The organism is Bacteroides mediterraneensis (assembly GCF_900128455.1).
GTDB classification, from domain to species: domain Bacteria; phylum Bacteroidota; class Bacteroidia; order Bacteroidales; family Bacteroidaceae; genus Phocaeicola; species Phocaeicola mediterraneensis.
This window is the reverse complement of record NZ_LT635783.1, coordinates 3,921,941-3,935,899: the sequence shown is the minus strand read 5'-3', so window position 1 is coordinate 3,935,899 and position 13,959 is coordinate 3,921,941. Positions and strand designations below refer to the sequence as shown.

Genomic DNA, 13,959 nt, shown 5'->3' with positions numbered 1-13,959 from the left:
TATCATTCTCATTCCACTTGTATTTCGTCAAAATAATAACGTGCCGGCTGCCCGGGACGCATATAATGATAGGAAGGACAAACCCCAAAACCCTTTGCCGTCACCCGTACGTAGCGGGCCTTCCGCTTATTGAAAGTAAAAGTCACATCCTCCACATAGTTCCCGTTTCTGAAGATATCCTCTTCCGAAAAATCGCGTTGTCCTACTTGGGTAAAGCAGCGATTATCTTCCGAAATTTCCACTTTCAGATACTTAGGTTTATGTACTGCCATCCCATAATTCGTCAGGCACCCCAATACCACCTTCTGCACAGGTTCCACCTTCTGCAAATCTACCGTAAAAGTAGCCGATGAAAGATTATCCCACGTACACCACTCAAAATCAGACTGACGCAGACTCCCCCGTACCCCATTCGTCAGCAAGGCAGTCCTTGGGTTCTCGCTCAGTACGGGTTTTCCCGTTGCCTTATTGCCCGACAGCGACAGTGTCAGGATTTCTCCGGCTCTCATATCTTGCCGGAACGAAGCGCATCGCAAAGTAGTCCCCTTCTCCAAACTTAAGGATTCCGTATATACAGGAGAATACATGTCTGGTTCCTTTCCATCAAGCGTATAGCGTATTTTCACGTCCGTACGCTCACATTCCAGTGTTACCCGCAGTTTTCCATTCTCAGGCATCACCGTATGCTGAATATTAAACATCGACTTGGCATAAACCACTCCTTTCTTCTCCAAATGTGCCAGGTAATTATCCAGTCCCATCTGGAAGTGCTCCCAGTCTTTGGTTCCCTTTGGCGACCATGCCACCTCGGCCAGTGCCGCCAGACGAGGGAATATCATATAAGTCACATCCGTGGCAGTGGAACAAAACTCCGTCCACATGGAAGCCTGCACCCCCAGCAAATGTTTCTCATATTCCGGCTTCCAACCGGCTTGCACAGGTTCATAATCATATATTCCCCGCATCGTATTATTCCCGAAATAAGTCAGCGGTTCAAACCACTGAGGTCCCTGATAACGGATCAGATAAAGTATGCGAGCCGGTGTCATCACGAAGTCCAGCCCTTTATCCGCCGCCTTCAATGCCGCATTGCCGAGTCCCTGCCAGCCCAAAATGACAGCCCCCTCAGGCAGTCGGCTGTTAGTCAGTTCGTCCCAACCCATCAGCATACGTCCTTTGCTCCGGATATAATCGTTCAACCGTCCCATAAAATACCCTTGCAAATCCTCCACCTCTTTCAAGTGTTCCTCCTGCATCCTTTTCTGGCACAACGGACACACTTTCCAATAAGTCTTGGTTGCCTCGTCTCCTCCCATATTAATATAAGGAGAAGGAAACAACTGCAACAACTCATCAATCACATCCTGCAAGAACGTAAAGACCTTTTCATTCCCGGCACAATAAATCATCTCCGGATTACGCCCTCCCAATCCGGGCAGAACCGTAATTTTGTCTTTCACTACGGGACATGCCAGCTCCGGATAAGCAGCCAGTGCCGCACACGAATGAGCCGGCACATCAATTTCCGGAATTACCGTAATCCGACGGTCCATGGCATACGCCACAATCTCCGCCATATCGTCCTGTGTATAAAATCCGCCCAATGTGGCCCTTTCTCCCTCCTGCTGATTCAGGCGGGCATAAAACGGCAAGTTTCCTCTGTCCACTCTCCACGCACCGACCTGCGTCAACCGGGGATATTTCTTGATTTCCAGTCTCCAGCCCGTATCATCCGACAAGTGAAGGTGCAACGTATTCAGCTTCAACATTGCCATACAGTCTACAATACGCAAAACCTCCTCCTTCGGAATAAAGCATCGTGCCACATCCAGCATCATGCTCCGATAACCAAAACGTGGTTCATCCTTCATACTGACAGCCGGTACCTTCCACTCCTGATTCGCCAAAGCTGTTCCTTCTATGTCCGAAGGTAACAACAGCCTCAACGTCTGAAAAGCGTAAAAGAAACCACCCGGCTCAGACGCATACATCCGTATACCCCTCTCTGTCACCTCCAGCCGGTAGGCCTCTTTCCTCAAATTCCGGTCGGTAATCAATGAGATTGCCGCATTCGCAGCCCCAATCTCTACGCCAGGAGTAAATCCGGCTGGAACTGTAAACAAATCAGCGAAATCAGAAGCTAGACTTTCCTGTTCCTCATTTTCCACAGAAATAACCGTCTCTTCCGTAAGCTGGAAAGAACCATTTCCTTCCTCCAATAGTACAGGAGCCGGAACAAGATTCACCGGATGTTGTGCGGATAAATTGTCTGTGGCAAAAATAAAAAAGCTCAGTAGACTTATAAAAAACAGTCTGTTCATAATTCAATCTAGGGGCATTATAAATATAAATTTAAGGTACTTCAAACTAAGAACAAATAAAATGAAGAGATTTTCCCATACTATTTATTTAAGGATTTTAAATTTAAGTACAAAAATATGCATTTTTCTTCTTATTCAAATCCTTTACTCCTGATTTTTAAGTCTTAAAAATATCTATTAAGCTATAAGCTCAAGCTAAACGGATGAATACGGCTGATTCTTACAAACAAAATATATAGAAACCGTCCCATCCTTTTTGGGAAAGCAACAGGACCACTTTTATGTTTTCCGTCCAGAAGCCGTAGGTTTCTCGTAGCCGAACCATACGTTTCCCGGCAAGAAAACATACGGTTCGGCCAAGGGAAACGTAAAAAACGTTCAAATAGTTATCCGTTTTCTTCCCAACGGTTCATGGAACCAGTAAAGCAACGAACCCACTTTTCTCTCCTGCCCATATCCACCGACCTTAAACATCAGGGAAATTTCCCATAACTCTCTTCCACTCATCCTAATTCCCCCAATAATCCCTAATCTTTTAATAAGTAGGAAACAACTCGGCATGGCCAAATTGAAAAACTTTGTGTTTCGTTTGTCTCTGCCCTCGCCTTTCGCTATCTTTGCAAACCGTAAGGTTGCAACTTAAAAATAAACTATATACGTATATGGAAAAGAAATTCAAACGGACGACCGTGACATCGGCACTGCCCTATGCCAACGGCCCGGTCCATATCGGCCATCTGGCAGGTGTTTACGTACCGGCCGATATTTATGTGCGCTACCTGCGCCTGAAAAAAGAAGATGTGCTCTTCATTGGTGGTTCCGACGAACACGGGGTACCCATCACCATCCGTGCCAAGAAAGAAGGCGTCATTCCACAGGATATCGTGGACCGCTACCACACCCTCATCAAGGATTCTTTCAAGGAATTTGGTATCTCATTCGATGTGTACGGACGTACATCTTCTCCGACCCATCACCAAATGGCTTCTGATTTCTTCCGTAAACTGTACGACAAGCATGAATTCATCGAAAAGACTTCCATGCAGTATTACGACGAGGAAGCACATACCTTCCTGGCCGACCGTTACATCACGGGGGAATGTCCGCGCTGCCATGCACAAGGTGCCTACGGTGACCAGTGCGAAAAATGCGGCAGCACTTTGTCGCCCACTGAACTAATCAACCCGAAAAGTGCCATCAGCGGAAGCCAGCCTGTCATGAAGGAAACCAAACACTGGTACTTGCCGTTGGACAAACACGAAGGATGGCTGCGCAAGTGGATTCTGGAAGACCACAAGGAATGGCGTCCGAACGTGTACGGACAGTGCAAGAGCTGGCTGGACATGGGACTTCAGCCGCGTGCTGTGAGCCGTGACCTCGACTGGGGTATTCCGGTACCGGTGGAAGGTGCAGAAGGCAAAGTGCTCTACGTATGGTTCGATGCACCTATCGGCTATATCTCCAACACCAAGGAACTGCTGCCCGATTCATGGGAAAAATGGTGGAAAGACCCTGAAACCCGCCTGATTCATTTCATCGGAAAAGACAATATCGTGTTCCACTGCATCGTGTTCCCGGCCATGCTGAAAGCCGAAGGAAGTTACATCCTTCCGGACAACGTACCGGCCAACGAGTTCCTGAACCTGGAAGGCGACAAGATTTCTACTTCCCGCAACTGGGCCGTATGGTTGCACGAATACTTGCAGGACTTCCCGGGCAAACAAGATGTGTTGCGTTACGTGCTGACCGCCAACGCTCCGGAAACTAAAGACAACGACTTCACCTGGAAAGATTTCCAGGCTCGCAACAACAACGAACTGGTAGCAGTATATGGAAACTTTGTGAACCGCGCCTTGGTACTGACACACAAATACTTTGACGGCAAGGTACCGGCCTGCGGTGAACTGAACGACTACGACCGTGACACCTTGAAAGAATTTGCCGACGTAAAAGCAGAAGTGGAAAAACTGCTGAACGTGTTCAAGTTCCGCGATGCACAGAAGGAAGCCATGAACCTGGCCCGCATCGGGAATAAATACCTGGCTGATACCGAACCTTGGAAATTGGCCAAGACCGACATGGGACGGGTGGCAACCATCCTGAACATTGCCTTGCAGCTGGTAGCCAATCTGGCCATTGCTTTCGAACCGTTCCTGCCGTTCAGTTCTGAGAAACTGCGTAAGATGCTGAACATGGAAAGCTTCGACTGGGAACAGCTGGGACGTACCGACTTGCTGGCGGAAGGTCATCAGCTGAACAAGGCGGAACTGCTGTTCGAAAAGATTGAAGATGATGTGATTCAGGCACAGGTGGACAAACTGCTGGCTACCAAGAAAGCCAACGAGGCTGCCAACTACAAGGCCAACCCCATCAAACCGACCATCGCATTCGAGGAATTTGAAAAGCTGGACATCCGTGTAGGTACGGTGCTGGAATGTGAAAACGTACCCAAGATGAAGAAGCTGCTGAAATTCAAGATTGCCGACGGACTGGAAAACCGTACCATCGTCAGCGGTATTGCCCAGCACTACAAACCGGAAGAGCTGGTAGGCAAGCAGGTACTGTTCATTGCCAACCTGGCTCCGCGTCAGTTCAAAAACGGACTGGTAAGCGAAGGTATGATTCTCAGCGCAGAAAACTTCGACGGTTCCTTGTCCGTGACTACCACTTTGAACGAAGTAAAACCGGGAAGTGAGGTAAAATAATCCCGCTTTTCCCACTCCATTTATATGCAAACAGACTCACGCAGATTTCTTTGGCCCGTCCATGGAGGTCTGCGTGGTTTGTTCCATTACATCTAAGAAACGAGCATGCCCGAACACTCTTTAAAAGAAAAAACCGCCAAAGGACTACTTTGGGGAGGTATCAACAACGGAGCCATGCAGGTACTGAACCTGGCCTTCGGCATCGTGACAGCCCGCATTCTGAACGACAGCGACTACGGAATGGTGGGCATGCTGAGCATTTTCTCCCTGATTGCCGGCTCTTTACAGGAAAGCGGATTCACCGCGGCCTTGGTCAACAAGAAAGAAATCACCCATCAGGATTACAACGCGGTATTCTGGTTCTGTAGCGGACTGAGCCTGACCCTCTACCTGATTCTGGCCGGATGTGCCCCGCTTATTGCCGATTTCTACCACAATGACGCACTGGTTCCCCTGGCGCGTTACTCGTTCCTGGGCTTCTTCATTGCCAGTCTGGGGATTCCCCACAGTGCTTATCTCTTCCGCAACCTGATGGTCAAGCAGAAAGCCTTGTCGAGCATCATCGCCTTACTGGTATCCGGTACCACCGGTGTCACCATGGCCCTGCTGGGCTATTCTTACTGGGGAATTGCCACGCAAAGCATTGTCTACGTGGCGGTCATCAACCTGTGCTACCTGTATTTCTCTCCCTGGCGACCAACATTCCATTTTGATTTCACTCCCCTGAGAAGCATGGTCGGCTTCAGCAGCAAACTCCTGCTGACCAATATCTTCAATCACCTCAACAACAACCTGTTCTCCATTATCCTGGGACGTTATTACTCTGAGCGGGAGGTAGGACAATTCAACCAGGCCAACAAATGGAATCTGATGGGGCACTCCCTGATTACGGGTATGGTGAGCAGTGTGGCCCTTCCCGTACTGCGTCAGGTGGCCGACGACCCTGAACGCCAGTGCCGTGTGTTCCGCAAGATGCTCCGCTTTACGGCCTTCATCTCTTTCCCGGTCATGCTGGGCCTGTCCCTCATCGCCCCGGAGATGATCACCCTGACCATCGGCAGCAAATGGCTGCCCAGTGCCCACATCCTGCAACTGCTGGCCATAGGGGGTGCCTTCCTGCCAGTGACCAACCTGTACACCAACCTGCTCATCAGCAAAGGAAAATCCAACCTCTTCATGTGGAACACCATCGCGCAGGGCACCAGCCAGCTCGTGGTGATGTACCTGCTCTATCCATACGGCATCCACCGCATGATTCTGGTATATATCGCCATCAACGTGGGGTGGCTGCTGGTATGGCACTATTTCGTGTGGCGGGAAATCAGGCTCAGCCTCTTCCATGCCGTGAAAGATGTCTGTTCGTTCGGCCTCATCGCTGCCCTGATCATGGGAGGTGTCTATTTCCTGACCCGTTCCATCGAAAACATCTATTGGCTGGTAACCCTGAAAATCCTCTCTGCCGGAATACTGTATCCGCTCATTATCTGGCTCAGCGGTTCCGTCACCTTCAAAGAAAGCCTGAACTACTTGCTCAAAAAGAAAAGCTAAATGAAAACTGTATCCATCGTACTCTGCTCCTACAACGGCGAACGCTTCCTGAAAACACAACTGGACAGCATCGTCTGCCAGACTTATCCCATCCACGAACTGATTATTCAGGACGACGGGTCTACCGACCATACGTTGGACATCGCCCGGGAATATGCCGCGCAATATCCTTTTATCCGAATTGAACAGCATCCGCAAAACCTCGGCTTCAACCGCAACTTTGAGAATGCACTGAAAAAGGCAACCGGAGATTTCATCGCCATTGCCGACCAGGACGATATCTGGTACCCGGAAAAAATTGCCAAACAGGTAGCCGCCATCGGCACACACGACCTCTGCATTTCCGGCTATCATACCGATGCCGTTTACCAAGAAGGGCAAATGAAAAAAGTGGTCATTCCCCGCCACAACCTGGAATACCTGCTGTTTTACGACAGTACCCCCGGACACAGTATGCTGCTGACCCGTGACTTCATCCGGCAGGTCTTTACGGAATGGGACGGACACATCCTCTACGACTGGTGGCTGAGCGTCAATGCCCAACTGGGAAAAGGTATCGCCTGCGTGAACGAGCCGCTCAACTGGCACCGCCCGCACCAAGGCTCCGCCATCAACCGGCTTAACGCGCAATATGCAGCCTATCTGGTCAAGAAACCGACCTGGCAACCCTACTTCTATGGTTTCCGCAAGTTCCGTGAGCAACAGCGACTGACCACCTGGCAGTTTTTCTACAGCTACATCCATCGGCATACCAGCAAAGACCAACAATCCCTGAGTCACCGCCTCAGCGGCCTGTTGCTGAAAAAAGATCCAATCAGCCTGTACCGTCTGTGTCTGCTGTGCATGCGGTTCAAACACCTGATTTACTTCTATCCACAGCAAAAAGGACTGCTCAGCTACGTAAGAAGTTTCTGCTATCCGATGATACGGGCCTACGGGAATACTTATTTTTACCTTTAAATTGGTGAGGTGAGCAAGATTTCGTATTTTTGTCACAACTTATCGTCCATAAAACGCATGAAAAAGAACATTGCAGTCATATTAGCCGGAGGAGTAGGAAGCCGCTTGGGACTTTCCACTCCCAAACAATTCTTCAAGGTGGCCGGAAAGATGGTCGTGGAACACACGGTAGACGCCTTCGAACGCAATCCCCACATCGACGAGATTGCCATCGTCTCCAACCCGTTCTATATTTCTGAATTTGAGAACATCGTCATCAAAAACGGATGGAAGAAAATCAAGAAAATCCTCAAAGGGGGAAAAGAACGGTACGATTCCAGTCTTTCTGCCATTGAAGCCTACGCCGACAGTGATGTCAACCTGATTTTTCATGACGCCGTACGCCCGCTCATCAGCCAGCGCATCCTCAATGACGTGATTGAAGCGCTCGACAAATATGAGGCGATTGACGTGGCCCTGCCTTCTGCCGATACCATCATCGAAGTGAAAGATGATTTCATCTGCCAGATTCCGGACCGTTCCCGACTGAGACGCGGACAGACTCCGCAGGCTTTTGCCATCGACACCATCCGGAAGGCCTACCAGATTGCGCTGAAAGACCCGAACTTCAAAGTGACGGACGACTGTGGCGTAGTGAAGAAATATCTGCCGGAAGTACCCATCTACGTGGTACAAGGGGAAGAAAGCAACATGAAGCTGACCTACAAGGAGGATACGTATCTCCTCGACAAGTTCTTCCAGCTCCGGAAAAGTGAGCTGAACCACGAACCGATTCAAGAAGAGACCTTCCGCGACAAAGTGGCTGTCATCTTCGGAGGAAGCTACGGCATCGGCGCTGAGACCGCCCGCATGCTGCAAGAAAAAAGCGGAAAGGTGTACTGTTTCTCCCGTAGCCTCAACCATACGGATGTAGGTAACCGACAGGCAGTGAAGGAAGCCTTGGAATCGGTCTACCAGAAAGAGAAACGCATCGACTTCGTAGTCAATACGGCGGGGGTACTCAACAAAGAACCGTTGATTTCCACCTCTTACGAGACCATCCAGTCGGCAGTACAGACCAATTACATGGGTACAGTCAACGTGGCCCTGGAAGCCTTCCCCTACCTGAAAGAGACCAAGGGACAGTTGATTTTCTTCACCTCCAGCTCTTACACCCGTGGGCGCGCTTTCTACAGCATCTACTCGTCGACGAAAGCGGCTATCGTGAACTTTGTACAGGCCATTGCCCAAGAATGGGAAAGTTTCGGTATCCATATCAACTGTATCAACCCGGAACGGACCAAGACCCCGATGCGGGTACACAACTTCGGCATCGAGCCGGAAGACACTCTGCTATCGGCAGAAAAAGTGGCCGAAGCCACCCTGAGAACCTTAGCCTCCGACTATACCGGACAAGTGATTGACGTAAAACGGGAAACATTATGAACAATCCGTTCCTGACTGAATATGTAAAGCAAAACCTGAAAGTTTGCCAATTAAAGCAGCTCTCCATCCTGGAAGAAGTAGACCGCATCTGCCGGAAGCACCGGATTGACTACTGGCTGGATGGCGGAAGCCTGCTGGGAGCCATCCGTCACGGAGGATTCATCCCCTGGGACGACGACATCGACATTGCCATGACCTTGGAAGGGCTGAAACAGTTTATCCGCGTAGCCCCTCAGGAACTGCGCGAAGGACTCTTCCTGCAGACTTCGGAAAGCGACCCTACCCACAAGGAACCGATTGTCAAGGTGCGCGACCTGAACTCACTGTACATCGAAAGCGGAGATAACATGCAGGCCCCCTACCAGAAGGGACTTTACATCGACATTTTCCCCTTTATCGATTATCCCAGCGTACCGAAATCATGGGTAAAGAAACTGACCAAAGGCATTTCTACCAGCTACTCCATCCTGCACAAGGCACATTACTATTCCCTGCGTGCCTTTGCCGAATACTTCTGGTTTCATGCCAAGTATGGTCTTTACCGGACTCTTTGGGGACTGCTCAACCTTCTTTATCCGAAAGGTACTTATATGTCCAATATCCTTATCAACAACGGATATGGCATCATGCACCGCAAAGATTCCATCTTCCCGCTGGGCCGCATGACCTTTGAAGGAAAAGAATTTCCGGCTCCGCACAACCCGGACGCCTACCTGAAAGACCTCTACAAGAATTACATGGAAATCCCGCCAGAGGATAAACGCAAGATACATGCCATTTATGTACATCCGGAACTTATAAATCATGGAAACAACAAATAAACCCATACATAGCAATCCGGCCCTTGTTGATGTGGCCGTTTTGATTCTGTTTTTCAACCGCCCTGAACCTCTGTCTGCCGTATTCGAACAAGTTAAAAAGGCTCGTCCTTCCAAGCTGTTCCTCTATCAGGATGGTCCAAGAGGAGAAAAAGATATGCCCGGCATTTTGGCTTGCCGAAAGATAGTCGATGAAATAGACTGGGAATGTGAAGTGCATCAATGGTATCAGGAAAAGAATTTTGGTTGTGACCCATCTGAATATCTTTCCCAAAAATGGGCCTTTTCCATTGTCGAGAAATGCATTGTACTTGAAGACGATGACATTCCTTCACTCTCCTTTTTCCCATTCTGCAAAGAACTGCTGGACAAATATGAGCATGACACACGTATCAGTATGATTACGGGAATAAACTACGATGAAATCAGTAAAGATATGCCGTATGATTATTTCTTTGCTACGACTTTCTCCATCTCAGGATGGGCCAGCTGGCGTCGTGTCATCGACCAATGGGATGAACACTATAGTTTCCTGGATGATGCTTTCAACCTGCGACAACTGGAAGAATACATCAAAGAAAGAAAATACCAGAAAGAATTTATCGAGTTTTGCCGTCACCATCGGGAAAGCGGGAAAGCTTATTATGAAACCATCTTTCATGCAGCCATATTCTTTAATTCCGGCCTGAGCATTGTCCCGGCCAAGAACATGATTAATAACCTGGGAGCCACCGCCGGTTCCACTCACTTTGGCGGAAGCAACGACTTGCTTCCAAAAGGATATCGCCGCATTTTTACCATGCAACGCCATGAACTGAACTTCCCGCTGAAACACCCGCGTTATGTCATTGAGAATGTGGGCTACAAAAACCGGATGTTCCGTATCATGGCCTGGGGGCATCCGTGGATTAAAATCGGACGCTCGTTCGAAGAGCTCTACTTGAACCTATGCCACGGAAATTTCAAGAACATTGGAAAAGCATTGATCAACCGCATCAATAAATGGTTAGGACGTAACAAATGGCGTTAATTCCTGAGACATGAATCCAAAACTCAATATTTATTTCTATCACACTCGCCTCACACGGGAAAGTTATGAAGAATGGAAAGACTTCCGCTTTCCCGGACATATTCTGTATGGCTTGCCTTTGCTGGAAAACTACGGCATCCAGTCGGTGATGCATCGTTACAAAGCCTTCTCCAGCCGATGGAAACTGATGCTCTATGCTACCAAAGAAATTCTTTTCTGCAAAGAGAAATATGAGGTGCTTTACGGCACCTCTTTCCGGGGTTTGGAACTGGTAATCTTCTTGCGGGCCCTCGGCCTGTATCGGAAACCCATTGTGATATGGCATCACACCGCTTTGCGCAAGTCACCTCATCGGCTGAAAGAAGCCATCTCCCGTTTCTTCTACCGAGGCATCGACCACATGTTCCTCTTCAGCCGGAAACTGATTCAAGATTCCATCGCCACCCACAAAGTGCCGGAACATAAGCTGGAGCTGATTCACTGGGGACCGGACCTGGCTTTCTACGACCACCTGCTCAAGGAGCTTCCCCCACAACCACGGGAAGGTTACATCTCGACAGGAAAAGAAAACCGCGACCTGAAAACCATGCTGGAAGCTTTCTCACAGACGGAGGAAGACTTGGAGGTCTTCATTGCAGAAGAATGTGGCTATCTCAATTACAAACAGATAGCCGACAGCCTGACACTGACCGACAACATCCACATCCACTACACCGAAGGAGTCATCCCTTACGAGCTGGCAAAGAAAGTGGCCCAGAAAAAAGTCATTGTCATCTGCTGTCTGGACTTTCCTTATACCGTAGGGCTCACCACCTTAGTGGAAGCATACGCACTGGGCATCCCGGTCATCTGCTCAAAGAATCCCAACTTCGAGATTGACATTGAAAAAGAAGGAATCGGCATTGCGGTGGAATATGGTGATGTGGAAGGCTGGGTAAAAGCTATCCGCTACCTGCATACCCATCCGGAAGATGCGGAACGAATGGGACGAAATGCCCGGAAACTAGGAGAAGAACGATTTAATTTGGCCCTATTCAGTAAGGAAATTGCCGAAAGACTGTTGCACATAAGTGCAAAAAACTCCTAACTTTGCAGAAAATTTGAACGACACGCCATGAGAGTACTTATCATCAATACAGCTGAACGTATAGGAGGTGCCGCCATTGCCGCCAACCGGCTGATGGAAGCCTTGAAAAACAACGGGATAAAAGCCAAGATGTTGGTCCGCAGCAAACAGACCGACCAGGTAACTGTCGTCTCACTCAAGAAATCATGGCGCAGAATCTGGCAATTCACGTGGGAACGCATTGTCATCTGGGCAGCCAACGGGTTCAAGCGCCACAACCTGTTCGCTGTCGACATCGCCAATACAGGAACAGACATCACCTCCTTACCCGAGTTTCGCCAGGCCGATGTCATCCACCTGCATTGGATTAATCAGGGAATGCTCTCACTGAAAGACATACAGCGTATTCTTGCTTCTGGCAAGCCCGTGGTATGGACGCTACACGACATGTGGCCTTTTACCGGCATTTGCCACTATTCAGGAGAATGTGAGAAATACACCACGGAATGTCATGACTGCCCGCTCCTGTTAAAGCCCCATCGCCATGATTTGTCGGAAAATACTTTTCACAAGAAACAAAAGCTCTATGCTACGGCACCTATCACGTTCATCGCCTGTAGCCGATGGCTGGAAGCCATGGCCCGTAAAAGTGTCCTGCTTCAGGGACATACCATCACCAATATCCCCAATGCCATCAACACCAACCTGTTCAAGCCACGGGCCAAAAAGTTTGCCCGCGAGAAGTTACATCTTCCCACCGACAAAAAACTGCTACTATTCGGTTCGATGAAAATCACCGACAAGCGGAAAGGTATCGACTACCTGATAGAAGCCTGCAAACTGCTGGCCCAACAAGAGCCGGAACTCAGTCGGCAATTAGGCGTAGTGGTGCTGGGAAGCCAAGCCGAACAGTGCAAGTCACTCTTCCCCTTCCCCATTTACCCGATGAACTATGTCAGCAACGAAAAAGAACTGGTGGATATCTACAATGCCGTCGACCTTTACGTGACTCCTTCCTTGCAAGACAATCTGCCCAACACCATTGTAGAAGCAATGGCCTGCGGTATTCCTTGTGTAGGATTCAATGTAGGCGGTATCCCACAAATGATTGACCACCTCCACAATGGCTATGTAGCTCAATACAAATCGGCTGAAGATTTGGCCAATGGCATCTGCTGGACCCTCACCGAAGGCGACTATGAAACCCTGAGTTCAGAAGCTTACCGCAAAGCGGTGACCACCTATTCAGAGACCACCATCGCCAGCCAGTACATTCAAATATACAATCACATTACCGGAAAAAATGCATAATTTTCACCACTTACATCCTAAGTTCTCTATCATTACCGTCACTTACAATGCCGGAGCCGTATTGGAAGATACCATTCAAAGTGTCATCACGCAAACCTACAAGAATGTGGAATACATCATCGTAGACGGAGGGTCGAAAGACCGTACGCTACAGATTGTCGACCAGTACAAGGAACACATACACACGGTGGTGAGCGAACCGGACAAAGGACTGTATGACGCCATGAACAAAGGTATCAGGCTGGCTACCGGCGATTACCTCTGTTTCCTGAATGCCGGCGATGAGCTGCACGAAGACGATACCCTCCAGCTCATGGTACATTCTCTGACGGAATCGACCCTGCCGGATGTGCTATATGGCGACACGGCCATCGTGGACGAAGAAGGACACTTTCTGCACATGCGCCGTCTCAGTCCCCCCGAAAATCTGAACTGGAAGAGCTTCAAGGAAGGTATGCTGGTCTGCCATCAGGCTTTCTTTGCCCGCCGTGACCTGGTAGAACCCTATGACCTGCACTACCGTTTCTCGGCCGACTTTGACTGGTGTATCCGAATCATGAAAAAAAGCAAGGTGCTCCATCACACTCACCTGATACTCATTGATTACCTGAATGAAGGTATGACCACCCGCAACCATAAGGCATCCCTGAAAGAACGCTTCCACATCATGTGCAAGCACTATGGAGTGGTATCTACCGTCATGCACCATGCCTGGTTCGTCGTTCGGGCCCTAAAAAACAAGAAACGTCCTGTTTCCAATGCGTAAGCATTTTCC

General features: G+C 49.1%; 10 protein-coding genes. 9 read left to right on the top strand and 1 reads right to left on the bottom strand.

The features are described 5' to 3' along the window. Positions 1 to 8 precede the first annotated feature (8 nt). Positions 9 to 2,321, bottom strand: a complete 2,313-nt coding sequence (locus BQ7480_RS16785) for a glycoside hydrolase family 20 protein (RefSeq protein ID WP_072543745.1) — start codon at positions 2,319 to 2,321, stop codon at positions 9 to 11. Positions 2,322 to 2,983: 662 nt separating this feature from the next. Here BQ7480_RS16785 and metG point away from each other — a divergent pair. The 9 genes from metG (at position 2,984) to BQ7480_RS16735 (ending at position 13,950) form a co-directional block, all read left to right on the top strand. Then, positions 2,984 to 5,026: a methionine--tRNA ligase gene (gene metG, locus BQ7480_RS16775; protein WP_072543743.1), complete on the top strand. Its 2,043-nt coding sequence runs from the start codon at positions 2,984 to 2,986 to the stop codon at positions 5,024 to 5,026. Between the two features lie 105 nt (positions 5,027 to 5,131). Further along, entirely contained in the window at positions 5,132 to 6,574 is a 1,443-nt protein-coding gene (locus tag BQ7480_RS16770) for a lipopolysaccharide biosynthesis protein (RefSeq protein WP_072543742.1), read from the top strand. Continuing rightward, positions 6,575 to 7,534 (top strand): glycosyltransferase, encoded by a 960-nt coding sequence (locus BQ7480_RS16765; RefSeq protein WP_072543741.1) that lies wholly within the window; start codon positions 6,575 to 6,577, stop codon positions 7,532 to 7,534. Positions 7,535 to 7,591: 57 nt separating this feature from the next. After that, entirely contained in the window at positions 7,592 to 8,959 is a 1,368-nt protein-coding gene (locus BQ7480_RS16760) for a bifunctional cytidylyltransferase/SDR family oxidoreductase (protein WP_072543740.1), read from the top strand. Then, positions 8,956 to 9,780: a LicD family protein gene (locus BQ7480_RS16755; RefSeq protein WP_072543739.1), complete on the top strand. Its 825-nt coding sequence runs from the start codon at positions 8,956 to 8,958 to the stop codon at positions 9,778 to 9,780. Before BQ7480_RS16760 ends, BQ7480_RS16755 begins: the two co-directional genes overlap by 4 nt. Continuing rightward, the gene (locus BQ7480_RS16750) at positions 9,764 to 10,807 is read left to right on the top strand and encodes a hemolysin activation protein (RefSeq protein WP_072543738.1); all 1,044 of its coding nucleotides are present in this window, start codon (positions 9,764 to 9,766) and stop codon (positions 10,805 to 10,807) included. Before BQ7480_RS16755 ends, BQ7480_RS16750 begins: the two co-directional genes overlap by 17 nt. A 10-nt stretch (positions 10,808 to 10,817) precedes the next feature. Next, positions 10,818 to 11,894: a glycosyltransferase gene (locus BQ7480_RS16745; RefSeq protein ID WP_072543737.1), complete on the top strand. Its 1,077-nt coding sequence runs from the start codon at positions 10,818 to 10,820 to the stop codon at positions 11,892 to 11,894. Between the two features lie 27 nt (positions 11,895 to 11,921). Continuing rightward, complete coding sequence (locus tag BQ7480_RS16740; protein WP_072543736.1) at positions 11,922 to 13,184, top strand: glycosyltransferase family 4 protein; 1,263 nt, start codon at positions 11,922 to 11,924, stop codon at positions 13,182 to 13,184. Next, positions 13,177 to 13,950 (top strand): glycosyltransferase family 2 protein, encoded by a 774-nt coding sequence (locus BQ7480_RS16735; RefSeq protein WP_072543735.1) that lies wholly within the window; start codon positions 13,177 to 13,179, stop codon positions 13,948 to 13,950. The genes BQ7480_RS16740 and BQ7480_RS16735 overlap by 8 nt, the downstream gene beginning before the upstream one ends. The last annotated feature ends 9 nt before the right edge of the window (positions 13,951 to 13,959 follow it).